Source organism: Pacificibacter sp. AS14, assembly GCF_038899935.1.
In the GTDB taxonomy this organism is placed as follows: domain Bacteria; phylum Pseudomonadota; class Alphaproteobacteria; order Rhodobacterales; family Rhodobacteraceae; genus Celeribacter.
On sequence record NZ_JBBMQI010000021.1, the window covers coordinates 38,155 to 64,233 of the forward strand.

27 protein-coding genes and 2 tRNA genes are annotated in these 26,079 nt (G+C 53.6%); 12 read left to right on the forward strand and 17 right to left on the reverse strand.

Features of this window, described 5'->3' with window-relative positions:
* Both WNY38_RS15985 and WNY38_RS15990 read right to left on the reverse strand, forming a co-directional pair.
* The gene (locus WNY38_RS15985; RefSeq protein WP_342858360.1) at nucleotides 1–957 is read right to left on the reverse strand and encodes an alpha/beta hydrolase; all 957 of its coding nucleotides are present in this window, start codon (nucleotides 955–957) and stop codon (nucleotides 1–3) included.
* Between the two features lie 92 nt (nucleotides 958–1,049).
* On the reverse strand, nucleotides 1,050–1,340 hold the full coding sequence (locus tag WNY38_RS15990; protein WP_342858361.1) for an SCP2 sterol-binding domain-containing protein: 291 nt from the start codon (nucleotides 1,338–1,340) through the stop codon (nucleotides 1,050–1,052).
* Nucleotides 1,341–1,436: 96 nt separating this feature from the next.
* Between WNY38_RS15990 and WNY38_RS15995 the strand changes: the two genes are divergently transcribed.
* The 5 genes from WNY38_RS15995 to WNY38_RS16015 all read left to right on the forward strand — a co-directional run bounded on the left by WNY38_RS15995 (nucleotide 1,437) and on the right by WNY38_RS16015 (nucleotide 6,537).
* The gene (locus tag WNY38_RS15995; protein ID WP_342858362.1) at nucleotides 1,437–1,985 is read left to right on the forward strand and encodes a hypothetical protein; all 549 of its coding nucleotides are present in this window, start codon (nucleotides 1,437–1,439) and stop codon (nucleotides 1,983–1,985) included.
* A gap of 31 nt (nucleotides 1,986–2,016) precedes the next feature.
* On the forward strand, nucleotides 2,017–4,845 hold the full coding sequence (locus WNY38_RS16000) for a helicase-related protein (RefSeq protein WP_342858363.1): 2,829 nt from the start codon (nucleotides 2,017–2,019) through the stop codon (nucleotides 4,843–4,845).
* Between the two features lie 3 nt (nucleotides 4,846–4,848).
* Complete coding sequence (locus WNY38_RS16005; RefSeq protein ID WP_342858364.1) at nucleotides 4,849–5,235, forward strand: RNA-binding S4 domain-containing protein; 387 nt, start codon at nucleotides 4,849–4,851, stop codon at nucleotides 5,233–5,235.
* A 56-nt stretch (nucleotides 5,236–5,291) separates the two neighbouring features.
* Nucleotides 5,292–5,630, forward strand: coding sequence for a ferredoxin FdxA (gene fdxA, locus WNY38_RS16010; RefSeq protein ID WP_342858365.1), 339 nt, complete (start codon nucleotides 5,292–5,294; stop codon nucleotides 5,628–5,630).
* A gap of 388 nt (nucleotides 5,631–6,018) precedes the next feature.
* On the forward strand, nucleotides 6,019–6,537 hold the full coding sequence (locus WNY38_RS16015; RefSeq protein ID WP_342858367.1) for a CarD family transcriptional regulator: 519 nt from the start codon (nucleotides 6,019–6,021) through the stop codon (nucleotides 6,535–6,537).
* A 76-nt stretch (nucleotides 6,538–6,613) separates the two neighbouring features.
* On the opposite strand, the gene cobS is transcribed toward WNY38_RS16015, so the two are convergent.
* On the reverse strand, nucleotides 6,614–7,363 hold the full coding sequence (cobS, locus tag WNY38_RS16020) for an adenosylcobinamide-GDP ribazoletransferase (protein WP_342858368.1): 750 nt from the start codon (nucleotides 7,361–7,363) through the stop codon (nucleotides 6,614–6,616).
* A 95-nt stretch (nucleotides 7,364–7,458) separates the two neighbouring features.
* On the opposite strand from cobS, the gene cobT reads away from it, so the two are divergent.
* On the forward strand, nucleotides 7,459–8,463 hold the full coding sequence (gene cobT / locus WNY38_RS16025) for a nicotinate-nucleotide--dimethylbenzimidazole phosphoribosyltransferase (RefSeq protein WP_342858369.1): 1,005 nt from the start codon (nucleotides 7,459–7,461) through the stop codon (nucleotides 8,461–8,463).
* A gap of 43 nt (nucleotides 8,464–8,506) precedes the next feature.
* On the opposite strand, the gene WNY38_RS16030 is transcribed toward cobT, so the two are convergent.
* The 4 genes from WNY38_RS16030 to WNY38_RS16045 form a co-directional block, all read right to left on the reverse strand.
* Nucleotides 8,507–10,393 (reverse strand): monovalent cation:proton antiporter-2 (CPA2) family protein, encoded by a 1,887-nt coding sequence (locus WNY38_RS16030; protein ID WP_342858370.1) that lies wholly within the window; start codon nucleotides 10,391–10,393, stop codon nucleotides 8,507–8,509.
* Between the two features lie 202 nt (nucleotides 10,394–10,595).
* A complete protein-coding gene (locus WNY38_RS16035) occupies nucleotides 10,596–13,823 on the reverse strand; it encodes a hypothetical protein (protein WP_342858371.1) in 3,228 nt (1,075 codons plus the stop codon).
* A 161-nt stretch (nucleotides 13,824–13,984) separates the two neighbouring features.
* Nucleotides 13,985–14,923 (reverse strand): hypothetical protein, encoded by a 939-nt coding sequence (locus tag WNY38_RS16040; RefSeq protein WP_342858372.1) that lies wholly within the window; start codon nucleotides 14,921–14,923, stop codon nucleotides 13,985–13,987.
* A 711-nt stretch (nucleotides 14,924–15,634) separates the two neighbouring features.
* Nucleotides 15,635–15,718 (reverse strand) — tRNA-Tyr (locus WNY38_RS16045).
* 133 nt (nucleotides 15,719–15,851) lie between these two features.
* Here WNY38_RS16045 and rlmB point away from each other — a divergent pair.
* The 3 genes from rlmB to WNY38_RS16060 all read left to right on the forward strand — a co-directional run bounded on the left by rlmB (nucleotide 15,852) and on the right by WNY38_RS16060 (nucleotide 17,897).
* On the forward strand, nucleotides 15,852–16,631 hold the full coding sequence (gene rlmB, locus WNY38_RS16050) for a 23S rRNA (guanosine(2251)-2'-O)-methyltransferase RlmB (RefSeq protein ID WP_342858373.1): 780 nt from the start codon (nucleotides 15,852–15,854) through the stop codon (nucleotides 16,629–16,631).
* Between the two features lie 110 nt (nucleotides 16,632–16,741).
* Nucleotides 16,742–17,212: a YHS domain-containing (seleno)protein gene (locus tag WNY38_RS16055; protein WP_342858374.1), complete on the forward strand. Its 471-nt coding sequence runs from the start codon at nucleotides 16,742–16,744 to the stop codon at nucleotides 17,210–17,212.
* Nucleotides 17,213–17,450: 238 nt separating this feature from the next.
* Nucleotides 17,451–17,897, forward strand: a complete 447-nt coding sequence (locus WNY38_RS16060) for a CoA-binding protein (protein ID WP_342858375.1) — start codon at nucleotides 17,451–17,453, stop codon at nucleotides 17,895–17,897.
* A 28-nt stretch (nucleotides 17,898–17,925) separates the two neighbouring features.
* Here WNY38_RS16060 and WNY38_RS16065 read toward each other — a convergent pair whose 3' ends face one another.
* From WNY38_RS16065 to WNY38_RS16080, 4 genes are read right to left on the reverse strand one after another with little or no spacing between them, the layout of a single operon-like run.
* Entirely contained in the window at nucleotides 17,926–18,447 is a 522-nt protein-coding gene (locus WNY38_RS16065) for a YcxB family protein (RefSeq protein ID WP_342858376.1), read from the reverse strand.
* Between the two features lie 23 nt (nucleotides 18,448–18,470).
* Nucleotides 18,471–18,788: a phosphoribosyl-ATP diphosphatase gene (locus WNY38_RS16070; protein ID WP_342858377.1), complete on the reverse strand. Its 318-nt coding sequence runs from the start codon at nucleotides 18,786–18,788 to the stop codon at nucleotides 18,471–18,473.
* 11 nt (nucleotides 18,789–18,799) lie between these two features.
* The gene (gene hisF, locus WNY38_RS16075; protein ID WP_342858378.1) at nucleotides 18,800–19,597 is read right to left on the reverse strand and encodes an imidazole glycerol phosphate synthase subunit HisF; all 798 of its coding nucleotides are present in this window, start codon (nucleotides 19,595–19,597) and stop codon (nucleotides 18,800–18,802) included.
* Nucleotides 19,598–19,633: 36 nt separating this feature from the next.
* A complete protein-coding gene (locus WNY38_RS16080; protein WP_342858379.1) occupies nucleotides 19,634–20,122 on the reverse strand; it encodes a DUF2867 domain-containing protein in 489 nt (162 codons plus the stop codon).
* Nucleotides 20,123–20,308: 186 nt separating this feature from the next.
* Between WNY38_RS16080 and WNY38_RS16085 the strand changes: the two genes are divergently transcribed.
* The gene (locus tag WNY38_RS16085; RefSeq protein ID WP_342858380.1) at nucleotides 20,309–20,764 is read left to right on the forward strand and encodes a DUF302 domain-containing protein; all 456 of its coding nucleotides are present in this window, start codon (nucleotides 20,309–20,311) and stop codon (nucleotides 20,762–20,764) included.
* A 57-nt stretch (nucleotides 20,765–20,821) separates the two neighbouring features.
* Here WNY38_RS16085 and hisA read toward each other — a convergent pair whose 3' ends face one another.
* The 5 genes from hisA to WNY38_RS16110 all read right to left on the reverse strand — a co-directional run bounded on the left by hisA (nucleotide 20,822) and on the right by WNY38_RS16110 (nucleotide 24,562).
* A complete protein-coding gene (gene hisA / locus WNY38_RS16090; RefSeq protein WP_342858381.1) occupies nucleotides 20,822–21,544 on the reverse strand; it encodes a 1-(5-phosphoribosyl)-5-[(5-phosphoribosylamino)methylideneamino]imidazole-4-carboxamide isomerase in 723 nt (240 codons plus the stop codon).
* 119 nt (nucleotides 21,545–21,663) lie between these two features.
* Nucleotides 21,664–22,593 (reverse strand): glutaminase, encoded by a 930-nt coding sequence (locus WNY38_RS16095; protein WP_342858382.1) that lies wholly within the window; start codon nucleotides 22,591–22,593, stop codon nucleotides 21,664–21,666.
* Nucleotides 22,581–23,219 carry an imidazole glycerol phosphate synthase subunit HisH gene (gene hisH, locus WNY38_RS16100; protein ID WP_342858384.1) on the reverse strand — a complete coding sequence of 213 codons (639 nt, stop codon included), beginning with the start codon at nucleotides 23,217–23,219 and terminating at the stop codon, nucleotides 22,581–22,583. The genes WNY38_RS16095 and hisH overlap by 13 nt, the downstream gene beginning before the upstream one ends.
* Before the next feature lie 74 nt (nucleotides 23,220–23,293).
* On the reverse strand, nucleotides 23,294–23,881 hold the full coding sequence (hisB, locus tag WNY38_RS16105) for an imidazoleglycerol-phosphate dehydratase HisB (RefSeq protein WP_342858385.1): 588 nt from the start codon (nucleotides 23,879–23,881) through the stop codon (nucleotides 23,294–23,296).
* Nucleotides 23,882–23,953: 72 nt separating this feature from the next.
* Nucleotides 23,954–24,562, reverse strand: coding sequence for a TetR/AcrR family transcriptional regulator (locus WNY38_RS16110; protein ID WP_342858386.1), 609 nt, complete (start codon nucleotides 24,560–24,562; stop codon nucleotides 23,954–23,956).
* A gap of 134 nt (nucleotides 24,563–24,696) precedes the next feature.
* On the opposite strand from WNY38_RS16110, the gene WNY38_RS16115 reads away from it, so the two are divergent.
* Complete coding sequence (locus WNY38_RS16115) at nucleotides 24,697–25,296, forward strand: DUF2306 domain-containing protein (protein WP_342858387.1); 600 nt, start codon at nucleotides 24,697–24,699, stop codon at nucleotides 25,294–25,296.
* Nucleotides 25,297–25,412: 116 nt separating this feature from the next.
* Complete coding sequence (locus tag WNY38_RS16120) at nucleotides 25,413–25,910, forward strand: hypothetical protein (protein ID WP_342858388.1); 498 nt, start codon at nucleotides 25,413–25,415, stop codon at nucleotides 25,908–25,910.
* A gap of 93 nt (nucleotides 25,911–26,003) precedes the next feature.
* Here WNY38_RS16120 and WNY38_RS16125 read toward each other — a convergent pair.
* A tRNA-Gly gene (locus WNY38_RS16125) sits at nucleotides 26,004–26,078 on the reverse strand.
* Nucleotide 26,079 lies beyond the last annotated feature (1 nt).

A 26,079-nucleotide genomic window follows, 5' to 3' on the forward strand; every position in this document is an offset into this window, starting at 1 on the left:
TTACAGATTGGCGTCAAACAACGCGCAAGAGCGGTCAAAGAACTGCTTGCGGGTCTCAGGCACTTCCATGGGAATCTCGTGCTGGGCCTTTGGCACTTCGATCAGCTCGCCACGGGGCCAGCGCGCCATGCGGGCCCGCACGGCATCTGTGTTAACGATGGCTTCGTTCATTCCCAGAAAACACAAAATTGGCACATCGGGGGACGCAAATGTATCGATATCCGTGTTCTCAGCAATGGATTCGCGCACCCAGCGCGTGGATGGGCCACCAAGCCCCAGACTGGGTTCTGCCGCAACCTGTGCGCGCATATAGGCATACATATTTGCATCGCTGGTGAGGGTATTGCCCTCGAAATCCTGCCCCATCATATAGGTTTCGCTTTTGGTGCCGGGGGCGCGTTGGCGGTCCAAATTAAACAGAGCCAAAATAGGGGCCAAGAACTGCAACATCACCTTTTGCACAGAAGTTAGCCCGATGCCCCACATAGGCGCAGAAAAACTAGCGGCCTCAAAAGGCGCACCTTCAAGCAATGCCCGCAGGCCGATAGCACCGCCCATGGAGTGACCGATCATGAACCACGGTTTGGGCAGATCAAGATCGCGCGCCATGTTGAGCACAGCGGCAAGATCAAGTTGATAGTCATCAAAATGTTCCACATGGCCAATGCTGCGATCCGCCAACATGCGATCCGCGATACCTTGCCCGCGCCAATCGATTGCCAAAGAAGCATAGCCGCGCTGGGCCAAGTCCGTCGCCGCACGCCCGTATTTTTCAACGCATTCCGTGCGCCCTGGCAAGATGAACACAGTGCCTTTGGTTTGGCCTGTGCTTTTTGTCTCGCCAGCGTGAGGCCAAACGCCCGCACGAATACGCAATCCATCAGCGGTGGTCAGCCAATAGGCGCTGCCGCCCTCAGGGCCATCACAAACGTTCTCGAAAAAAGGAGCTTTTTCCATAATGGACCTCAAGGCAATGAAAGGAGTGATAAAAATCGACCAAGTAAAGACCCGGCCACTGTGACGCGGCAAGGTTTAAAAAACGCTAAGCGTTATGCCAAGGCAGAACCAAGCTGCATCGCCATGCCCATATCACCATCAACAGTAAGCTTGCCTTGCATGAAGGCGGCAGTGGGGTTCACGTCGCCTTCCATCATGCCTTGGAATGTCTCAACATCTGCCGTCAGCGTCACGTCTGCTGCGTCGTCAGAAGCCCGCGCTCCATCTGCGTCAACAATGATAGACCCTTCGCCGGTGATGACAAATTTCGCGACGCCCGCAGCAAAGCCGCCATCGATTTTTTCGTTCAAAGCTGTAACGGCTGCCGTTAGGATATCGCTCATAAGTTTTCCTTTGGTTTGGTTGTTTTTGGCTACAATTACATATGGGGCATTGCCCACAAGAGCCAAGAAGCTACACTCATAAATATTATGGACCGAATGCAACTGTTTCTCAAATGTATCGTTACGTCTTTGTGTCTGTGCTGGGCTCAAAGCGCGCTTGCCGTGGATGCGGGCAAATTGGATGGGCTGTTTGATAAGCTGGCCACGGCGGATGAATCGCAGGCGGGGGCAATAGAACACAATCTTTATGCTGAAATGGCACGCTCTGGCTCTGATGCGATGGATCTGTTGCTTGAGCGGGGAATAGAGGCGATGGAAATGGGCGATTCGCTTTTGGCGATAGAGCATCTCACAGCCTTGATCGATCACGCGCCTGACTTTGCTGAAGGGTATAATGCGCGCGCGACTGCCTTTTATCACGCGGGTCTCTACGGGGCTTCTATGGCCGATATTGGCGCTACTTTAACGTTAGAGCCGCGTCATTTCGGCGCTTTGTCTGGCATGGCGCTGATACTAGAAGAACTGGATCAGGCGGATAATGCGTTGAAGATTCTATACGTTATCCAAAACATTCATCCGCATATGGGAGGGCTTGATCAAAGAATCGAGCGTCTGGAACTGGCACTTAGCGGTGCCGCGCTTTAAATGACATCCAAAGACTAAAAAGGCAGGTGCCATGAGCAGCGCAATGGGGCACTCCGCCCGTATTACCGCCATGTTGGGTGCAACCAACACGGGCAAAACACATTACGCGATTGAGCGGATGTTGAGTTACCGCTCCGGTGTGATCGGTCTGCCGCTGCGCCTTTTGGCGCGCGAGGTCTATGATCGTATAGTGGCTATGCGCGGGCCGTCCGTGGTGGCGCTGGTCACAGGCGAAGAACGCATCGTGCCGCCGCGCACGCAATATTGGGTCTGCACTGTTGAGGCGATGCCTACGGATATCGGCCCTGATTTTCTAGCGATTGACGAAGTTCAGCTTTGTGCCGATCCTGATCGCGGCCATGTGTTCACAGATCGCTTGCTGCATGCGCGCGGCACCCATGAGACGCTGTTTTTAGGCTCTGAAACGATGAAATCTGTCATCGCCGAACTTGTACCCAAAGCGCAGTTTATGAAACGCGAGCGATTTTCCAAGCTGACCTACGCAGGTTCGAAAAAACTAAGCCGGATGCCTGAACGGGCGGCAATTGTCGGGTTTTCGGTTGAAAATGTCTATGCCATCGCAGAATTGCTGCGTCGTCAAAAAGGCGGCGCGGCGGTTGTCATGGGCGCGTTAAGCCCGCGCACGCGCAATGCCCAAGTCGAGATGTATCAAAACGGCGAGGTCAATTATCTGGTGGCCACAGATGCCATCGGCATGGGGCTTAATCTCGATGTGACCCATGTGGCGTTCTCGGCCACGACCAAATTTGACGGGCGACGGATGCGGCCTTTGCAGCCCAATGAATTGGCACAAATCGCGGGGCGCGCTGGGCGCTATCAAACGGATGGGACTTTTGGTGTTACGGGCGAGGCCTCGCCTTTGGACGAGATGGTGATCGAGGCGATTGAAAGCCACAGATTCGAGCCGATCAAAAAACTGGTTTGGCGCAATCCACGGCTTGAATTTGGCACAATTGACACATTAATCGGCTCGCTTGAGCAGCCGCCGAACGATCCAAGTCTGATCAAAGCGAGGGAAGCAGATGACTTAGCGTCACTTAAAACGCTGGGGAACTTGCAGACCGTGCGGCCGCGTATTCGGGGCAGTAAAGACGTAAAACTTTTGTGGGATGTCTGCCGAATCCCTGATTTTCGCGGTATTTCGCACGGCGAACACACCAGTCTTTTGGAACGAATATTTGATTTCCTTCATGGGGTTGGGCGGATTCCCGACGATTGGTTGGCGTCTCAGATCAAACGTATTGACCGGATTGAAGGCAATATCGATACATTGTCTAAAAGACTCGCCTATGTGCGCACTTGGACGTATGTTGCGCAGCGCACGGGTTGGGTCGACGATGAAAAGCATTGGCGCGCCGAGACCCGCGCAGTTGAAGACCGATTGTCCGACGCGCTACACAATGCGCTGACGCAAAGATTTGTTGACCGGCGGACGAGTGTGCTCCTCCGGCGGTTGAAGCAGAAGGAGGGCCTTGTGGCCGACGTGAACGATAAAGGTGAAGTGATGGTTGAGGGTGAACTCATCGGCCGTCTAGAGGGATTCCGTTTCAGTCAAGATGCGACTGCGGGCGCGGACGAAGCAAAGACATTGGCCCAAGCGGCTGTGGCTGTGTTGGCGCCTGAATTCCATTTGCGTGCTGACCGGTTCTACAATGCACCGGACACAGAAATGGATTTCACCGAACAGGGTGGCCTCATGTGGGGCGAACATGCTGTCGGGAAACTGGTGGCTGGCGATAGCGCCTTGCGTCCACGTGTTGTTGCATTCGTTGACGAGGTCGCTGGCCAAGACGTGATCGATAAGGTCACGCGCCGGTTGCAGCATTTCATCGACCGCAAGGTTGCGACATTGTTCGAGCCATTGCTTGCGATGTCCAAAGACGAAGCGCTGACAGGTCTGGCCCGCGGGTTTGCTTTCCGTTTGGAAGAAAACCTCGGCGTCATTGAGCGTGGCGCTGTGGCAGCTGAGGTCAAAGAACTGGATCAAGAAGCCCGTGGTGCCCTGCGCAAACACGGTATTCGTTTTGGTCAGTTCACTGTCTTTATGCCAGCTATTTTGAAGCCAGCGCCTACACGTTTGCGTCTGCTTTTGTGGTCTTTGTCAGCCAAACACGATGTGGCCCCTGACAGTCCGCCCCCTGGTTTGGTGACCATTCCGGCTGCTGTACATGCGCCCGAAGGTTATTACGCGATGTCTGGCTACCGTTTGGCTGGCGCGCGCGCGATTCGCATCGATATGTTGGAACGCTTGGCAGATTTGCTGCGCACCAAAGACAGCCGCGCTGGATTTGAAGCCAACCCTGACATGTTGTCGATCACGGGCATGACACTTGAGCAATTCTCTGATCTGATGACGGGTCTTGGCTATGCTGCTGAAAAAGGCGAACGGGTCAAAGTCAAAGCTGCCCCTGAAAAGCCTAGCGAGGCGGCTGTTGAAGCACCTGCAGAAGAGGCAAAAGCCGAAGACGCACCTACAGATGAGGCCGAAGTTGAAGCAGCACCCGCTGCGGATGCGGCGCCTGTAGACATGGAAGTCTTCTACACCTTCAAATGGGGTGGCAATCGCGGTGCAAACCGTGGGCCACGTCGTCAAGAGGGCCGCCAAGAAGGTCGTCAAGACAACCGTCAAGACGGTGAAGCCAAAGGCAAAGGTCGTCCACAAGGCAAAGGCAAACCCCGTCGCGACGGTGGCAAACCAAACCGTGATGGTGGCCGCGATGGTGCTAAAACTGGCAACAAGCCGCAGTCTTTCTCCGCGCGTCCTGCGCGTAAAGAAAAAGCGATTGATCCTGACAACCCCTTCGCAGCCGCGTTGATGGGTTTGAAAGACAAGACCTAAACCTTGGAAAAGCGGGACACGATACGCCTCGATAAGTGGCTATGGTATGCCCGCTTTTTCAAAACCCGCTCGCTTGCGACCAAGGTCGTCAGTGGTGGGAACGTGCGATTGAATTCCAACAAAGTGGCAAAGCCGTCTGTGGCAATCGGGGCAGGGGACGTGCTCGTCTTTACCCAAGCCAAAGAGATCAAAACCGTGCGCGTGATCGCCTGCGGCACGCGACGTGGGCCCGCACCTGAAGCGCAGATGCTGTATGAGGATCTTACGCCTGTTCCCGAGACAAAGGAATTCGTTCCACAATCGCCTAAATTTGAGGGAAAAGGTCGTCCAACTAAGAAAGATCGTCGCACTGGTCTTCTTTCCCCAAAAGATATGTTTCGAGATGCTTGAATGATTTGGCAATGGGCGTTAGCAAAGGCCGAACTTGAATTTCTGGATGAGCCGCAATGACCTACGTCGTGATCGATAACTGCATTTCTTGTAAGTACACTGACTGTGTAGAAGTTTGTCCGGTGGACTGTTTCTACGAGGGTGAAAACATGTTGGTCATTCACCCCGATGAATGCATCGACTGTGGTGTTTGTGAACCTGAATGTCCGGCTGACGCGATCCGCCCTGACACCGAGCCTGCTATGGAAAAATGGGTTGAATTCAACCGCAAATATTCCGAGGCTTGGCCTGTGATCTTGTCGAAAAAAGACCCAATGCCTGGCTATGAAGACAAAGACGGTCAAGAGAACAAACTTGAAACCGACTTCTCTGAAGCGCCCGGCGAAGGCGGATGATACAACGCCTTAAGTTCAGGTGTTTTTGGCCCGCGCCTTTAGTGCGAATCATATCACATTGAAGGCCCTCGCTATGTGTTACATGCGGGGGCTTTAATTTTGCGAAATCTTCACAATTAGCCGCATTTTTTCTCTTTATCGCCTTGAAAACAGGCCGAAACTTGCTGCTATGCTAATGCGAAGCTTTTAAATGGCGCGGTTTTTTGGTATGATAGACCAACAACATCAGGACATATCGATCTCAAACCCCACAAGCATCGTTTGACTGGGGCTTGAGTTTTTCGCGTCAAATTTGACCCCAAGGTCAGATCGTCTTGCCTACAGTCATGGCAAAGCAGCGTGAAGTCGAAGGTCTTTAATACCTGTTCTTTGAGGAACCAGATTGACTATGAGCAAGACCAATAGACCAGATTACAGCCCCAATGATTTCGTTGTTTACCCGTCGCATGGCGTCGGCAAAGTCGTCTCTATCGAAGAGCAAGAAATCGCTGGGATATCTCTCGAACTTTTCGTCATCGCGTTTGAAAAAGACAAAATGACACTGCGCGTTCCAACGCACAAAGCTGACGAAGTGGGCATGCGCTCTTTGTCGTCGCCTGACGTCGTGGCGCACGCTATGAAAACGCTCAAAGGCAAAGCCAAAGTCAAACGGGCTATGTGGTCGCGCCGCGCGCAAGAATACGAGCAAAAGATCAACTCAGGTGACCTGATCGCCATCGCCGAAGTGGTGCGCGATTTGCACCGCACAGACGATCAGCGCGAACAGTCATACTCTGAGCGTCAGTTGTATGAAGCAGCCCTTGAGCGTTTGACACGCGAAGTGGCAGCTGTGGCCAACACGGATGAAGTCGAAGCTGGCAAGACAATTACGGACGTTTTGGTCTCACGCGCACCTGCCGCGGCTTAAACAACCCGCAGCTTACAAATTTAAAACCGCCGCAAGACTTGATCTTGCGGCGGTTTTCTTTTGCGGGCTGGCGCATTTAAAGTGTCGTACAGATCGCCAGCACGCAAAGCTCGCATAGAATTTGCGTCGCTCCCAAAATATCACCTGTTTGACCACCGATTTTTGCTGTGGCGATTTTCATCACTGCCACGATCACCAGACCGCAAGCGCTAGCGGCACAGACCATCGGCACAAAACCGATACTCAGCCAAGCCAAAGCAAGAGCGATCACAGCGCCGATAGCAGCTGAGGTGCCACTGGGGCGGCCAGTTTGCACCGACAAGCCATCATCGCGGGCATTGGGCAGTAATGTCATGACAAAGGGCATAGCCGCGCGCGACAGCACTGCAGCGGCGACCAAAGTGCCCAAATGCAAGTTGTTCATCACGACTGAGATGGCAGAAAACCGCAGCAACATCACCATGATTAACGCTAGAACACCATAAGTGCCGATATGGCTGTCACGCATGATTTCCAAACGACGCGCAGGGGTCCAGCCACCCCAAAGCCCATCCGCACTGTCGGCGATCCCATCTTCATGCATGGCGCCGGTGATGAACACAGCGCCCGCGATGGCCAAACCGGTTGAGACGCCAAGGCCCAAACCAATCCAGTCTGACAGCAAGGCAATGGTCAAAGTGATGAGCCCAACAACAGCTCCCACAAGTGGGAAAGCCCATGTGGCCTCGGCTGTGCGCTCAAAACTGGCTTTGACGGGCAGTCGGGTCAACAGGGCGAATGCGGTTTTGATATCACCCAATTGGGGACGAAAAGCGGTGGACGTCATGGGCTAATATGCTCCCTGCGGCAAGTTTGTTCTATAATCGCGTCGCTCAAGCAGATAGACAAACCGCACCTTAAAGACAATGACGGAGCCGTCCCATGCGTTTCACCACTCTCAACGCTTTTCAGGCGATTTTGGCCGCAGCCCCGCAAGCGGATGTACAAAGCAAAGCAGGTGCCGCCGATCGCAATAGCACCTTGACCAAACCCGCAGGGTCTTTGGGACGCTTAGAAGACATCGCGATTTGGTATGCGTCTTGGCGGGGGGATGCGCGCCCCACAATTGAAGCCCCTCAAGTGATTATTTTCGCAGGCAATCACGGCGTAACGGCGCAGGGCGTGTCCGCATTTCCCACAGAAGTGACCGCGCAGATGGTGATCAACTTTGAACATGGTGGGGCTGCGATCAATCAACTGTCGAAAAACGCAGGCGCTGCGATGTCTGTGCATGCGATTGAACTGGACCGTCCGACTCATGATTTCACCGTTCAGCCTGCCATGTCCGAGGCCGATTGTGTTGCTGCTTTGGCCGTTGGCTGGAACGCCGTGTCCGATACCACAGACCTGTTGGTTGTGGGCGAGATGGGCATTGGCAATACCACCTCTGCGGCTGCGATTTGCAACGCGCTGTTTGGCGGCGCGGCGTCTGATTGGACAGGGCGCGGCACTGGTGTGGATGACGCGGGCCTTAAGATTAAGCAGAACGTGGTTGCCAAAGGCGTGGCCAAGTTTGGTGACTTAGGTGCACTACAGGTTTTGGCCGCTTTGGGCGGGCGTGAACTTGCGGCGATGGCGGGCGCGATTGCGCGCGCGCGTGATTTGCGCATTCCGGTAATCTTGGATGGGTTCATCTGTTGTGCGGCTGCTGCGACTTTGGAACAGGCACAATCTGGCGCGCTCGATCATTGTATCGCGGGGCACACATCAGCGGAATCGGGTCACGGGCGTTTGCTGGCTGCATTGGGCAAAGAGGCTATGATCGACTTTGGTTTGCGCCTTGGCGAAGGCTCAGGGGCCGCACTGGCCTTGCCTTTAATCAAAGCGGCTGTGGCTTGTCATTCTGGCATGGCAACTTTCGCTGAAGCGGGTGTGTCTGAGGAATAGCATAGCGACAGAAACCTATGATGTACGCTGTGCTCCACACACGTTAGGAAGACTTGGTTTCTGTGTCGCGCCCTTGTTGCAATTGGGCCAAAAGGGCGGCTTCCAAATCGATTTCCAAGGCTTTTGATCTTTCGATATAAGCGGGGTTTTCTGACAACGGCTTGCCTGGTTGCCAAAGCTCCGCCAGTTCGCGCATCGCGCGACGATCATGTTGATAATAAGCTTGTTCGCTCTCAGCGGCATCAAATTCCGACAGCCCCATTTCTTCTAAGACATAGCGACCAGCGCGCAGTGACGAGTCAAACATCTCACGCACGATTTTGTCGGCCCCCGCCTTGTAAAGCTCATAGACATGCATGCGGTCACGGGCACGGGCGATGATGATAATATCTGGATTGGCTTTGCGGGCAAATTCCACCAGTTTGAGCGCTGCACTCGTATCGTCCACCGCCACGACCAAGATTTTCGCGTTCTCAAGTCCCGCAGCATGCAGCAAATCTGGGCGCGTTGGGTCGCCAAAAAAACCTTTGATACCAAACTTTCGCATCACTTGAATGACCTTAAGGTCATGATCGATCACAGTTGTTTCAAACCCCGAGGCCCGTACCAAACGGTTGACGATTTGGCCAAAGCGGCCAATCCCAGCGATGATGATTTTCTGTTTGTCATCGATTTCGTCATGTTTCTGATTGTCTTCCATCTTGGCAGAAATGCGCGCGCGTAGATAATCTTGAAACATGAAAAACAGGGGCGTAAACAACAGCGATAATGCGATAATCAACAACAAACGCTCGCCCAACCAAAGCTCCAACACCCCTTGCTGCAACGAGAACGTGGTCAAAACCATGCCAAACTCACCGGCTTGCGCCAAGGACAGCGCAAGTAGCCATTGTCCGCGGGTGCGCAGCGAAAATAGACGTCCGATTAACAGCAAAATCGCACCCTTGAGCAGCATTAACCCAATTGTTAATGCAATGATTTCAAAAGGATCACGGAACAGGATCGTAAAGTTTATACCTGCGCCCACGGCGATGAAAAACAGACCCAGCAAAAGACCTTTGAAAGGCTCAATCGAGCTTTCCAATTCGTGACGAAACTCGGTGTTGGCCAAAACCACGCCAGCCAAAAAGGTGCCAAGAGCAGGTGATAGGCCGACAGAACTCATCAACAGGGCGATTCCAACCACGATGAACAAAGACACTGCCGTATAAAGTTCGCGCAGGTTTGCCGCATGGATAAACCTGAAAAAGGGCCGTGTCAGATAAACGCCAGCGAAAATGATCAACGCGACAGCGCCCAAAGTGGCTAAGGTCACCCCCCAAGCTGGCAAGGTTTGAACCCAAGTCAAATCGTCATGGGCCACCGTTTGCGCGCCGCGCGAAATAGATCCGTCAGGGTTGATCGACAAAAGACTGCCGACGGCCAAAAGCGGCAAAATGGCAATCATCGGAATGACTGCTATATCTTGCGTTAGCAACACCGAAAACGATGCGCGGCCACCACCGGTTTGCATTAGTTTCTTTTCCGACAATGTCTGCAAGACGACCGCTGTAGAGGACAAAGATAGGATCATTCCAACTGCCACAGCCGTTTGCCACGCAAGACCCATCAATATCGCAGCTCCAGCGACAGCGCCCAAAGTTAAGAATATTTGCAAACCGCCAAGTCCAAGCAATTTATGTCGCATTTCCCAAAGCGCGCGGGGGTCCAGCTCTAACCCGATGAGAAACAGCATCATCACCACGCCAAATTCAGCGAAATGCATCAAGTCTTCACTCTCGTCGTGCTGAATCAGACCTAAAATCGGCCCGATTATGATCCCTGCAAGTAAATATCCTAAGACTGACCCCAGGCCCAGACGCCGGGCCAAAGGCACCGCGATTACAATTGCGCTAAGGTAGATGAAAAACGGTGTCAGAATACCGAGCATCTTAGAAATGTCCTTTGTGATCGGGGCGCGAGGTTACGCTCACCCTACTGCGTCGCAGGTTTCATATACCCTAATGTTTCAAGGGAGCGCAGCAATGATGTTTTGCGACAATTGCAAATGTCGAAACGGCAAAAACACAGTGCATAAAAAAGGCCGCGTAAATCCGCAGAGGGTTTACACGCCCACTTTGAAAGTGATGGGTTTACACACCCACTTTGAGAGTGATGGACTTACTGCCTTTGACGTAAACCAGCGAGCTGTTCGAAATGGATTGAACGCGGCCCCCATCGACACGGTCGCCGACTTTGACTTTGGCCAAACGCCCCGACGGCAAACGGATCAAGGCGCGTCGATCTGAACTGGACCCGTAGACGCCTATCAGGTTGACTTTGCGCAGGTTGATCGCGTCTTTGACTGTTGCTGCGCGTGCAACTGTGGCCGCAGTCGGGTTGTTGGGGATTGGGGTCGCGGGGATGGCCGCAGTCACGCGTGAGGCTGAGGCATTGTCACTTGTTGCGCCAGCGGCCCCAGTTGCAGCTTGGGCTGCGGCCTCAGCCGCACGGGCGGTTTCTACAAGCTTAGCAATGTTTTGTGGTCGCGGCGCGGGGAGAAGTGAAGCTGTAACGATAGGGGCAGTGGGTGAAGGGGCGGTGGCCCCTTCGGCTTCAGCGTCCGATTGTGCGCTTTGTTGCGCCGATTGTGGTCTTACTTTGGGACGAAACGCACCAAGCTGGGCGCGCGTCAACCCGCCCAAATTTGCCTGTTCACTGCGCTCAATCAAGCCTTCAGGGCGAAAACGCGGGGAAAGTCCTTCCAAAAGAGCACGTGCTGAAGCGCTTTCGGTGCTTGCTGTATCAGTGGGGGCCGCGTCGCGACCTCTTGGGCTGACGGCTGGTGCGGTTGGTGGCGTGCCCGCGAACACCGTCACACCTGACGGGGTGATCGCCCCTTCGGGTGTCGCACGCACCAGCCCACGTTCATCAAAGTTATAGGTGGTGCCTGCTGGGGCTGGCCCCGCTGTTGCGCTGGGTTGTGCGTCGATTTGATGAGGCTGGGCATCGGGCAATGCCACCGCGTCTTGCGACAGAATTTTTGGATCAATTGAGGCAATATATAGATCTGAAGTGTTATCTTCTTCGACGATTGAACCGCTGTCTGGTGCCAATGGCCAGACCCCGGTGGCTACATATTGTCGTGCGATCTCCTCCAAATCAACAGGTTCATCCGCTGACGGCAATGGGGGCTCAAACGCCAAATCCACAACATCATCTTTGTTTGTATCGGTCCGAACAGACGTCTCAAGCTCTTGCAGCAGATCTGTTTCATCCGGGTTTGGGGCTAAACTCGGTGCAATCTGCGAGGTGGTTTCAATCTGCGTGGCGTCTATGACCGGGGCGGAGATGTCTGACGTACTCAAAGACCCCCATAGTGCCACAAGCGCCATAAAAAGCAAAAGTCCAACCGTGAGCGCGATCCCAAGAAAAACGCGTTTGGGTTTTGGTGCGGTTTTGCGCGCGCCAAAAACGTTGAATTTTGGCGCACTTGCGCCCTCGGTGATCAAAAGGCCTGCCGCGCTGTCCGACAGAGGTTTGGGGCCAGTGTCAGTCTCAATGCTGAGGTCCTCAAGGGGGGCAGACGTACTGTCCAGCGCCATCTTGGTTTCCATTTTGGCCTGCGCCTGCGCTGCTTTCTTTGTGTTGCGGGCTTGCAGCGTGGCCATCGCAGTTGTGCCGCCTTGCGCCAGTTTTGTACGCAAGGCAGCGGTTGTAGGTTTGGGGGCAGTCTCGAGAGTAACCGCCGTATCTAAGCCAGCGCGATCTTCGCGCTTGGCCGTTCCGGGGGCGCCGATCTGGAAACGTTGTTTTTCTGGTGTTGCCGGTATGGTTTCGACGCGGCGCGCGGTGAGGGCTGGCATCGCTGGCGGTTCGGGAAGCGGCGCAGACTTGTTGGGTTTGACGTCTTCGCCTTTTTGCGCTCGCAAAATACCGCCCGAGCTGCCGCCCCGAGGTTTGAGCGGTGCATCATCGATTGCCTCAGCCATCGGCGCGCCGTCGTCATTTGGAATGCTTTTGTCTGTGACGCGTAGGCTTGGCACGCTAATCTCTGGTGGTGGGGCGACAGTCGATAAAACGCGTGAGGGGGCTTTTGACAAACGTGAGACCGACGCATCTGGCGCATCATCGGGTTGTGTTGCCGCCAAAGAGGCGCGCATCGATTGAAACCCTGCAGGGGGCACCGTGTCAGGGTTTAGGGCATCTGTAGCTGTGCTGTCTGGCTTTGGTGCGATGACATTGTTCAAGTCTTCGCCGGCCGCGATTGCGCGCGGATCTGTGTCGATGCCTTTCGTATTTGCTGCGTTTTTTTGCTTGCTCGAACGGAGAGGCGCTGGCTTTGGTTCATCGGCATCGGCATCGGCATCGGCATCGGCATCGGCATCGGCATCGGCATCGGCATCGGCATCGGCATCGGCATCGGCATGATGTGAAGTGTCATCCGCGTTCTCTGTGATGGGCGCGATGTCTTCAGGATTCGGCGCGTTGGGGTCGCTTTTTGCTGTTAAGGTGTCTGTCTCATCGACGTCCCCAATGATTGCACTCGTGCCTTCATCTGTTCTGGGCGTTGTGTCGACGATATTGTCTGGCATTAAGTCTTGAGGTTCTGGATTGGGCTCAACTTTTGCGGGCGAGTCTTGATCGACGTCCCCCCTCCGTGATCGTGTGTTGACACTTATGCCAGTTGTCACACTGGTCTCAGTCTCAGTCTCAGTCTCAGTCTCAGTCTCAGTCTCAGTCTCTAATGCGCTTACGACCTCATCGGTGGACGAATGGTCATCTGCGATGGCAGCTGTCAATACAGGGGTGGCCCTTGATTGCGTCATGCGATGGGAGGTCAAAACTTGAATAGCCATCGGGTCACGGTCGATTTTCGTGCCCTTCCCGATCAGCGCGTCCGCGGTTTTAGCTCGGCCAAAGAATGGTTCAGCATCAAAGGTTCCGTCTTCGGGGATGGCCACAAAACATAGCGGATTAAAACGATGCTGACGGGCAAATCCTTCGGCTTCTTCCAAAGTCTCGCGCGCAACCACAGCGATTTGTATGTCATCACCTGCAACGTTCCAATCATAGACCAGCTCATCCAACGCATAAGGGGTCGCGCCAATCAGCGCGTCTTCGATGATTTTTTTGCGCTTGGATTTGTTCCGTCCAGCGTCTGGAATGGTGCGATACAGAATTTGGCTGTTGGGAATGACCAATTTTGTGGACAGCCCAGCGGCCGAAATTGCGGTCGCAGTGCTTCTCAGGCGCGCCAAAGTGGCGTGCAACTCGGGGTCTTCCAACGACACTTCGCCCATGGCATGCCATCCGCTGGAGGCGCGATGCAACAACGTGATGCCCGTATGGGTGAAATTTAGAGCGAAATTCGGCTTCATACTCTTCGCGTAACCTGCTTTTGCCGCGCAAGATGCGGCCGGTGACTGTGCTGTACAACAGCTACCTTAAGACCCCGCGCAATCAAAGAAAAACTGAACTTTGTCACTTGGCGGTTTGTCGCGGATAGATGGCACTTACAGGCACCGTACGCAAATTTAGATTATCGCATCCACATATTGGCTTTTTTAATACGGTTGCGGATCATCTTTTCGCGGCGGGGCAGGTTTTCGCGGTCAAACATGTCGCGAATTCTATCGCCTTTGTTTTGATAGACAATACGTTTGATGGGCTCATATTCTTTGAGCACTTTCTTGATCCAGTTGGGCTCAGACGCTTGGCGCAGTTTGGTGACCACATCGTCGCTTTCTCGGGCGAACAAAAGCGGGAATGTGCGGTAATGGCACGATAGCGCACCATCTAGCGTGTTCTCAGGCAGCGTGCAGCGTTCGCCGCCAAAAGAATGAATCACCAGCGGCAAGGCAACTTGGTCCAACCAGGGATCGAAACTTTGCAGCATGGCTTCTGTGGGCGGATCGGCTAAGATTTCTGTCGCATATTGGGTAAAGCGTTCGCCAAAGAGTTTCGGGCATTTGTAAAAGAAAAAGCCCGCATTGAAATACATGTAGCGTTTCCAATACTCATCTGGCTGGTTCAAATCGAGTGTCGATTCAAATTCCAACCCGAATTTGTCGTAAAGCGATTTCCAAATTTCGCCATACCCCGGACCGTAAAGTTCGATCTCCGGCCAAGTGCCTTCTGCTTTGAGAGAGGCGCAAGGACGGTCAAAATCAAACGGCACGCCGGACACAGGGCCTGTGATCAAAGTGTCTGTGTCGAAAAACACGAAAGGCTCGCCTTCGGGCAAGGCTTTGAGCGCTTCGATTTTGTTGCCATAAGGGTAAGACTGTCCGAAATGCACGGTCTCGAATGGCAAAATTTCAGCACCTAGACGAGCGAGCGCTGACAGCAAATCCGTGTGACGGATTCGCGGATCTCCGTTCCAACTGGGGCCGGGTTGCGGTTCTGCAATAAACAAACGTCCTTTAAAATCAGGATCGTTTTGTCGCAATGATGCGGCGAACAAAAGAGCTTCATACATGAGGCGCCCGTTTTGGCCTATCACAACAATATTGAATGAATTCGGCTTTTTAGACGTACCTAGCATACTGTGTCTATCATCTCTCTGATCAGGACCACAATTACTTTAACTATAGGCTGATTTGCCCGTGATCGAAAGACGACAAATGCACCTTGTGTAAAAGATGATTTTCATGACACGTTTTTTGCCTATCGCATTGGCGTCCACAACGATTTCGCCTGCTTTTGGTGCGAACTTTACAACCACCGCGGAAGTGAAGCCTATTTTATAGGCGATCAAAGTAAATTGTATTGCGGTTAGATTGTATGAGGGGCGTGATCTTTTGTACTTTAGCAACCTTTTGGCGTGGCCTTGTGGCATTCCCAAATCGAATATGCAGTCAACTATGCAGTCAACGGCGGCGAGATGATCGAATTTGTTGCTGAATCTTGCTACATTGATGAGGCGCAACCCACCGCGCTAAAGACCCAACGCGCTAAAGGTCGAAAGGCTGGATGCGATTTTGGTGCCATTTGCGCCGCAGACGATTGAAGCCATCAATGTGAGGGTGACGTTCGGCGATGAGACGGTTGAAGCCGCCACTTATGCGCGTGCTGCTGTACAAATTAATTGAGCAAGTCAGCTGAGCGCATCCGCACGATATGCGCAAACCCCCGTAATAAGGGCCACCAATGTCCCAAAGGAATCTCTTAAATTTTAGAGGGGGATAAGTGGTGGGCGACCCTGGAATCGAACCAGGCGTGGGTCTCCCCGGCGGAGTTACAATCCGCTGCCGCACCTTGCAGCCCGTCGCCCACTCGGGTGCGTTAGCACCGTTGTGTGCGGGGTGGATACAAGTGGAGTGGGGGGGCGTCAACAGGAAAATTGCTTGTATCTCAACAAACAGCAAGGCAAGGAAGGGACGCAGGCAAAAACGGGATATCTGGTCATGAAAAAACCCCAATGGGTCGTCGAAAAAGAGCAACACAAACGCAAAGCCGCCGCAACAACGGTTTGGCTCTTTGGATTGCACGCGGTGCGCGATGCTTTGCGCAACCCTGATCGTGAAAAGCTTAAGCTGGTTGTGACCAAAAACGCCTATGACAGATTGGCCGAAGACATCGACAAATCTGGTATGGATCCCGAAATTGTCGAGCCGCGCAAATTTGACGTGCCGATTGATGCCCAATCTGTACACCAAGGTGCAGCTTTGGAAGTCAAACCTTTGGCTTGGGGTTCCGTCGAAGAGATTTGTCTGGGCGCAGGCGAGGGCGTGCCAACGGTTGTCTTGCTTGATCAAGTGACTGACCCGCATAACGTGGGCGCGATTTTGCGCTCTGCCGAAGTGTTCGGGGCCGAAGCCGTGATTGCCACTGCGCGCCACGCGACACCTGAAACCGGCGCTTTGGCGAAAACCGCGTCCGGTGCGCTGGAACGTCAGCCTTACCTGCGGGTGCGCAACTTGTCGGACACCATGACCGAATTGCAAAACATGGGTTTCGTTTGTTTGGGCTTAGACGGTACGGCTGAGGTCGAGTTGGATGATGCCTTGGCGGACTTGTCGGGGCGACCTGTCGCACTTGTGATGGGGGCTGAAGGGCCAGGTTTGCGTCAAAAAACCAAAGAGACCTGTGATGTGTTGGTGAAAATTCCCTACAAACGCGACTTTGGCTCGCTCAATGTGTCAAATGCCGCTGCTGTTGCACTGTATTCCGCGTCCAAACGTTAAATCCGTGACGTTGACTGACGTTCGATAACGCGCAGTCACGCTTGCGTTGGGGGGCTTCTCTTTGGGTTCCCCAACCCTCATCCTTTTGTCAGACACAAAAGGAAATCACCATGATCACACGTCGTTCTCTGCTCTCTCTTGCCATTGTCCCCGTTGCGGGTGCCGTTTTGGCCCCATTCGCCAGCTTTGCTGGTGATACCGCCTCGATGAAAATTTACACCAAAGATGGTGTCGCTATTCGTGGTGCTGATCCCGTCGCTTATTTTACTGAAAACGCCTATGTGCAAGGCGATGCGGCCCATGCAGCTGAATGGGCTGGTGAGGTCTGGCATTTTTCATCTGTTGAGAACAAAGACAAATTCGTCGCCGATCCAACAGCCTATGCACCAGAATTTGGCGGATATTGCGCTTATGCAGCTGCCAAGGGTGGTCTGGCAGACGGTGACCCAGAGGCTTGGACCATTCACAACGGCAAGCTGTACCTGAACTTTAATAAAACAGTGCGCACCATTTGGTTGGAAGACACGGATGCCAACATCGCCTTGGCTGAAGCCAACTGGCCGGCATTGAGCGCGCAATAAGTGTTGAATTTCGAAACAGTCTATTGATCACGCGTGTTAACAGTGTGTTCACAAATATATTACACGCTCTTCCATAAGACCCTTTGAGACCTAACTGTATAACACGAGACGCGTATTGGAACCCGCGCGTTGCTCCATTGTCCCTCGTTCCACACTTTGCCCGAGCCTCTCCCCTGGCTCGGGCTTTTTTTGCGCAAAACACTGGTGTTTTTTTCAAAAGCAGCGCTATCTTTATCTTATGAGCTATGTAGATCGTCTGAGTGACCCCGACGTTGCACGTATCCTAACCTCGACACGTGTGATCGTGATGGTCGGAGCTTCGCCGCGACCTGAGCGGGCGTCAAACCGCGTGGGCAATTTTTTGACGGCTCACGGATATAAGGTGATTCCCGTCAATCCGGGGCAGGCGGGCAAAGAGCTGTTTGGACAAACATGCGTGGCCACTTTGCGCGAAATCACTGAACCGGTTGATATGGTAGATATCTTCAGAAGGTCTGAAGATGTTTTACCGGTTGTCGAAGAGGCACTGGAGCATTTGCGCGGTCTTAAAACGATCTGGATGCAGCTTGATATCATCAATGACAAAGCTGCCGCCCTGGGCCGTGCGCAAGGGGCTGAAGTGGTGATGGATCGCTGTCCGAACATTGAAATTCCGCGTCTTGGCCTTTTGCCTTTCACAAGCTGAGCCTTTGATCGGCTAGGCTTACGGCACGCTAAACCTTGGCGGCTTTGATCCAGTCTTGAATCGTAACTAATGTTTTCGCTTGCGCCTCTTTGGACTCGAACGCGGTTTTGGGGATGGTAACGAATTGGGCATCGGCAATTAAAAGCGCAATGCCTTGAGATGTGTTTTGTGCAGCGATAAACGCGTCCCAGCGCACACGGTGCAGCTCGACCGCGCTTTCTTGGGTAAAGCCTTTTTCATCAAGGGTATAGGCCGTAGGCGTCACAAAAGACTTCGCGTTTTTAATGGAGTGATTGCGCGCAATGCGCTTTTGCAGCATCACCCACATGAACAACATCAGACTCATCATCGCCAAAATGGGTGTGATGTTTGTCATCCACATCGGCAGGCCGTTTGGCAAAAAATACATGGCTGCAAGTGGGCCGAGAGCGCAAATCGGAAACCACACAAACCGCAAGCGATACAGCCAAGAACTGCGCGCGCGTAAAACCTCTTTGCTGCCTTTATACATGTCGAAATCAGTGGGTTTGGCGACAAAATTCAGGGGCATGGATCACGTCTCATAAAACAGGTTTAAGGTTTGCGGGCAGCTTTCTCAGCGATGCCAGACACGCCAGCACGGCGATCAAGTTCGTCCATCACCTCACCTAATGTAATGTCGCGCGCGGCCAGCATGATGCCGAGGTGATAAATCACATCAGCGGCCTCGTATTTCAAATTCTCACGGTCATTCTTGGCGCAGGCGATGATCGCCTCGATGCTTTCCTCGCCGAATTTCTCGGCGCATTTGTCTGCCCCTTTGGCGAGAAGCTTGGCTGTCCAAGAGGCGTCGGCAGGGGAGGACTTGCGTTCTTCGATGGTGGCCGCAAGGCGTTCAATGGCATGTGTCATTTAATAATTCCCTAGTTAAGCCGCATCGGAATGCCTTTGGAGGCCATGTATTCTTTGGCCTCAAGGATGGTGTAATCGCCAAAGTGGAAAATGCTCGCAGCCAAAACCGCAGAGGCATGCCCTTCGGTGACACCTTCGACCAAGTGATCCAAGTTGCCGACACCGCCAGAAGCAATCACCGGCACATGCACCGCATCGGCAATGGCGCGGGTCATTTTGAGGTTGAATCCAGCACGCGTGCCGTCGCGATCCATGGATGTAAGCAAGATTTCACCTGCGCCTTTGGCGGCGATCATTTTGGCAAATTCCACCGCATCAATCGGGTTTCCATCTTTATCAAGCGCCGCTTTGCGTCCGCCGTGGGTGAAAATGCCCCATTTGTTTGGTTCGCCGTGCTCATCGGTGCCTATGGTTTTCGCATCAATCGCGCAGACGATACATTGCGACCCAAAGCGATCGGCAGAGCGTGCAATCACATCGGGGTCGGCCACGGCGGCAGAGTTGAACGAGACTTTGTCAGCCCCCGCGAGCAGCAAATCGCGCACATCGTCAGGCTTGCGCACGCCACCACCTATTGTGAGCGGCATAAAGCATTGCTCAGCCGTGCGAGTCGCCAGATCAAACATGGTGCCGCGATTTTCATGGGTGGCTTTGATATCGAGAAAACACAGCTCATCCGCGCCGGCCGCGTTATAGGCAATCGCCTGCTCCACAGGGTCGCCCGCGTCGATCAGGTCAACGAAATTGACGCCTTTGACCGTGCGGCCTTCGGCGACGTCAAGACAGGGGATGATGCGGGTTTTGAGCATGGGACAAATCCGAATATAAGCGGTGTTGCCCTGTCTTTACTTGGCTACGGCTTGCGATGCAATTGGCGCGGTGCCTTTGTGGCTTGCAATGCGGTTTACGCAATTGCGTACAATCAACTTATGAAACGGCATAATTACCGCTAAATAAATGCGTCCCAAGGTGTTGTTGCGGTGGACCCAAGTGGCCATGTGGATACGGCCGTCGCTGCGCACAATCGAAATACGAAAGTTGAGGTGACTGTCGTCGGCGCCAAGGATCAGTTGATCCGCGTCTTCATAGGTGATGGGAAAAAGTCTGTCCTGACCTTCGCCGAGCTCATCGGTTTTCAAGCCCAAAGGCCCCACGATGGCATTGCGCAGCGTCATAAGCGCCGTGATCCATTTGGGCATCGTCAGACCGATTTTTACGGCGTCTTTGGGGCTTAAAGAAGAGGCAACAGAGTAATTGTCAATGAAATCTCCGTCGATAACGTGGTTCCAAACTTTAGCGTGTTTGGGATGCGGTGGCGTGGTGATTTTTGTCATTTGAAAGCCTTTGTAAAGTATATGAGGCAAACAATCATGACTGCGATGACCATTCAATGAGACGCGTTGACGCGTAAGCTTTAGGACGGTTTCTGGCCGCAATCTGCGCCATGACGAAAACGTGATTAGGCAAACTGCGAGCGATCCGCTGAAGTGGCGAGGTTAATGATGTTCAGGAGAACAGATATGAAATTTCGAATTCTTTTCGCCTCGATCGCGACGGCTCTGGCGACCTCCGCCGCCCTTCCTGCGGCCGCAGACTTGATCTCGGTGCAAAGCAATAAATCCGTATCAGAGACCTTGGATGCGCTTGAAACCGCTGTTAAAAATGCTGGTGCAACGGTGTTTGTGCGTATTGATCATGGGGCCGGAGCGGCTGGCATTGGTGCGGAATTGGCGGACACAGAATTACTGATTTTCGGTAATCCAAAGCTGGGTGCGCCCGCGATGCAGGCCGATCAACTGGCAGGCTTATATTTACCGCTCAAAGCTTTGGCTTATGAGAACGCCGCAGGTGAGGTTTTCTTGACCTATGAAGATCCAAAAGACACGCTGGCCGGTTTGAACATTCCAGCAGATGCGCCTTACGTGGCGATGATGCAGGGTGCTTTGGGTAAATTGACTGCAGCGGCTGTTCAATAAAACAACCGCCGCATGAGACGTAAGAGACGCCTTTAAAAACGAGCGCTTCGCGGTGATTTAACCGCGCAGCACCTTCAAAGCCTCGCCCAGATCAATCGCACCATCATACAATGCGCGGCCCGAAATGGCGCCGTTAAGCGGCGCGCCGCAGGATTTGAGCGCGCGCAGATCGTCCAAGGACGACACGCCACCAGAGGCAATCACAGGGATAGACACCGCATTGCCAAGCGCTGCCGTGGCTTCGACATTCGGGCCTTGCATCGCGCCGTCGCGGTTGATGTCGGTGTAGATGATGGCGGAAACGCCTGCGTCTTCAAAAGATTTTGCCAAGTCCGTGACATTGACGTTGGTTTCCTCGGCCCAGCCTTTGGTCGCGACCATGCCGTTGCGCGCATCGATGCCCACAGCCACGTGACCGGGAAACGCCCGTGCGGCTTCGCGGACCAGGTCTGGGTTCTCAACCGCGACAGTGCCAAGGATCACGCGCTGCAAGCCTTTGGACAACCAGCGTTCAATCGTCGCCATATCACGGATGCCACCACCAAGTTGGGCTGGCACTTTGCACTGTTTGAGGATTTCTTCGACAGGGGCCGCATTCACGGGTTCGCCCGCAAAAGCACCATTGAGATCGACCAAATGCAGCCATTCACAGCCCGCGTTCACGAACTCAAGCGCTTGGGCGGCTGGGTTGTCGTTGAACACCGTGGCTTGATCCATTTCGCCTTTGTACAGGCGCACGGCATTGCCGTCTTTGAGGTCAATCGCTGGGTAGAGGATCATGGCAGAGGCCCTTTCATAAATCTGTTGGTGTCCTTTGGCATGAATGGACGCGAATTGCAAAGATGTGCTGTGAGCTAAAGGCCCTATAGCTGCTTAGCGAAGAAAAACGCTAGAGCGGCCTAGTTGAACACAGACCAATCTTGCGCTTTGGCCAAGGCTTCCATCGCCTCAGTGCCCAGTTTTGAATTACCGTAGCTGTTCAATCCGGGCGACCACACAGCGATAGAGGCTTTGCCCGGCGCAATGGCCAAAATGCCGCCGCCGACGCCAGATTTGCCTGGCAGGCCTACACGAAACGCGAAATCGCCAGAGCCATCATAATGCCCGCAGGTCATCATCAGGGCTTGGATGCGACGTGCGCGGGTTTTGCTGACAAGGCGGGGGCCAAGACCTTTGACACCGCCCAGCAAAAAACGTCCCGCACGGGCCAATTGTACGCAAGACATATCGATGGCGCATTGATGGCAATAGGTGCCCATGGTCAGCTGCGGATCATGGCTGAGATTGCCATGGGATTTCATGTAATAGGCCAGCGCGAAATTGCGGTCCGCTGTTTCCATTTCGCCGCGCGCCACCGCGTCGTTGATGTGAATGTCGCTGTCTTCGGCCGCATCGCGCACAAAGCGCAACAACCCACCCAAGGCTTCTTTCGGGGTAGAACCCGCAAGGTAGGTGTCGGTGGTGACAATCGCGCCTGCGTTGATGAACGGGTTGCGCGGGCGGCCATTTTCACGCTCAAGTAACATGATGCTGTCAAAGGCCAAGCCGGACGGTTCGCGCCCCACACGGGACCAAAGGCCATCGCCAACTTTGCCCAAAGCCAAAGCTACTGCAAAGACTTTGGAAACCGATTGGCTTGAAAAGGGCGTCAGCGCATCGCCAGCGTGAAATTCGCGCCCATCAGCCAAACACACCGCGATGCCAAATTGGTTTAGGTCCACATTGGCCAAATCAGGAATGTAGCTGGCCGTTTTGCCGCGATCAGGGTTTTGTCCGATCGTTGCGTTGATGTGATCCAAAACCTCTTGCATGGGGGTTACGGCTTCCATGCCAAGAAGTTGGCGATGATGCGCAGGCCTGCGGCTTGGCTTTTTTCAGGGTGAAACTGACAGCCGATCATATTGTCACGTCCGATGATGGCCGTGATGTCGCCTGCGTAATCCACATGTGCCAAACGATGTGCAGGATTGGCCACACGCACGTGATAGGAGTGCACGAAATAAGCGTGTTCGCCTGATGCAATGCCATCCAAAACAGGGTGGGGCGCATCGATGATCAGATCGTTCCAGCCCATATGGGGCACTTTCAGGGCCTTGTCCGCCGGATCGATATGCACCACATCGCCGCCGACCCAGTCAAAGCCAGAAGTCTCGGTGTATTCATGGCCCGTTGTGGCCATCATCTGCATGCCAATGCAAATGCCCATAAAAGGCACCGCGTTTTGGTTGACCTGCTGTTCAATCGCCTCGAACAGGCCTGTGTGATCAAACAAATGTGCTTTGCAGGCGGGAAAGGCACCATCCCCTGGCAAAACGATGCGGTCGGCGCGTGCCACCACATCAGGATCGGATGTAACGACGACTTCGCCTGCATCTGTTTCGCGCGCCATGCGCTCGAACGCTTTTTGTGCAGAATGAAGATTGCCGCTGTCGTAGTCTACAAGTGCTGTGAGCATGAAGGTCTCAAGTCAAAATAGGGAAAAGGGTGCAAGGGCAGGCGGACCTGCTTTCGCGAATTCAGGGCTTTGGTTTAAAGCATGCCTTTGGTGGACGGCAATGAATTCGCCATCCGCGGGTCAAGTTCCACCGCCATGCGCAAAGCTTTGGCCACAGATTTGAACGCGGCCTCAGCGATATGGTGGCTGTTGAACCCGTGCACTTTGTCGATGTGCAACGAAATCCCACCATGGGTGCTTAGCGCTTGGAAAAACTCGCGCACAAGCTCGGTGTCAAAGGTGCCTATTTTCGCGGTGGGGAAGTCAACATTCCACACCAAAAATGGTCGCGCAGACAGGTCCAGCGCCGTGGCCACTTGGGTGTCATCCATCGCAAGCGCGAAGTGACCGTAGCGGTTCATGCCCTTCTTATCGCCCACAGCTTTGGTCAAAGCCTGACCAATCGCGATCCCCACATCTTCGACGGTGTGGTGATCATCGATATGGGTGTCACCATCCGCGCGAATGGTCATGTCGATCAAAGAGTGGCGCGACAATTGATCCAGCATGTGGTCAAAAAAACCAACGCCGGTTTGATTGTCATAGGTGCCAGTGCCATCGAGATTGATCTCGACGCTGATCTTGGTCTCGGCGGTGTCGCGGGTAATGGTCGCTGTGCGCATGGGGGGCCTCAATCTGTGATTTGAGGCGTTTATAGGCCGCAATTGGTCTTAGGCCAAGCGCTGTTGCAGGGCTTAGGGCAGGCGTGGCTGCATTGGTGGCAAAAGCGCCTCGAAGGGAATCGTATCTCCGGTCTCTGGATGTATGGATTTATTGAAGGCGCGCAGCCCCGCATAACCATGCACCAAAGACCAAATCGCCATCTCGTTGACGCCTGTCCCCAAAGGCGAGGGCTCGAACAAGGCGCACACGTCAGCCAACTCATTGTAGGCGGCTTTGCTGGCCTGTTTGAGATCTGGATCATCGCATTGCGATTTGAAATCCGTGTTGAAAATCAACCGAAATAGCGCCTCTTGATCGGATGCGAACCGCAGATACCCATCACCGATACCACGAATTTGGTCGTGTGGTTCGGTGCCGTGGATGTATCTGTCTTGTTTCATGTAGGTGGTGAATGTCGCAAACCCGCGTGTGGCGATGGCTGCCAAAAGCCCCGTTTTGCCGTCAAAGTGATGGGCAGGGGCGGCGTGTGAGACACCTGCGCGGGCTGCTGCTTTGCGCAAGGTGAGTGCACTCAAGCCTTCATCAGCCAAAATCGCAAGGCCTGCGTCGATCAAAACTTCGCGCAAGTTGCCATGGTGGTGTGGATTTTTGTCGGATTTGGCTTCGGGTGCGTCGGTCATGGGTTTTCCTTTACGCATGTATTTACGAGACACTTGACAGTGTCAAGCTTTGTCGCGTATCCACAACTTGACACTGTCAAGTTTGACCCATTAGCCAATTGACCTTAATCTGTGACTCCAAAGAAAGACCGCCAATGACCCTTCCAAAATATACCAAACCAATCTTATGGACCCTGTGTGTTCTTGTGGCGCTGGCGTCCTTTGCCGGACAGCGCGGCCCTGTGTCCGTGACCATGCCGCATCTGGCGCATTATCTGCCGGACACACAGTTCGCCCTTTACGCTCATATCCTGTTCGCGCCGCTTGCATTGTTGTTGATGCCATTGCAATTCATGCCAAAGCTGCGGACGCGCAGACGTGGATTGCATAGATTGGTGGGGCGCATCTACGTCATGTCCATCGTCATCGCGGGCTTCGCTTCGCTTGTGATGCTGCCAAGCTCGCAGGCCACTTTGTTTGCGCGCGCAGGCTTTGCCGTGCTTGCTGTTTTGTGGATTGGGTTCACCGTAAAAGCGGTTATGGCCGCGCGGGCAGGGGACATTCAAACTCATCAGCGATGGATGATCCGCTCTGCAACTTTGACATTCGCGGCCGTGATGTTGCGCTTGATCATGCTTCCATTGATGATCTCTGGCTGGACTGTCGTGCAAACCTATAATGTCACGGCTTGGGGCGCTTGGGTCCCTATTTTGATCCTTGTTGAGCGCACTGTTTTAAGGCGAAAGGTCCGTTAGAGAATAAAGTCCTTGGCGAACTTCCCCTCAGGTCTAACAAATACTTTCCGAAATTAAGACTAAGTTAAGCAACTTTTGGTCCAATAGGCCTGAAGGATTGGAAGTGGAGAGCGCCGTTGAGACTGCTCATTATGCATGGTGATATAGAAACCACGACACGTTGGCAGGCCGCCTTCGGGGCGCGAGGCCATCATGTCCGCCGTGCGCGCAGTATCGACAGTGCCGAACAACAATTGCGCGAAGATCGATTTGATTTGCTTTTGTTTGATTTCCTTGTGGATGGGCACAGCTGTTTGTCGACGGCGCTCTTGGCGCAGTTTCATCAGCCTCACATTGTGTCGGTTTTGGTGTCAGCGCGTGCGCCGACGATTCAAGGCGACATGTTTGCGCGCCTTGCCAGCCTGCGCTGCGTTTTGGGTACAGAAACCCCTGTCAGTGATTTGGTCGCAATCTGTGAAGAGCTGACCAAAGGGACGGCTTTGCAGCACCGTGATAAGTCAAAACGTAAAAGATTCGAAGGTGGGTCTCGTTTGGTAGCCTTAGAAGCACTTTATTGCAGGCGCAGCGATCCTGGCCCGGATGCCCCGAAAAATGGCCGTGAGCTGTATGTTTAATTCCGGCTACCTGAAGTCTACTTTTCAGTTACTCAATTGAGTTTAAACAACAAAAAAGGCCGCCCGAAGGCGACCTTATTTTTGTTCGTTTTTTGGAGCGGGTGAAGCGATTCGAACGCTCGACCCTAACCTTGGCAAGGTTATGCTCTACCCCTGAGCTACACCCGCT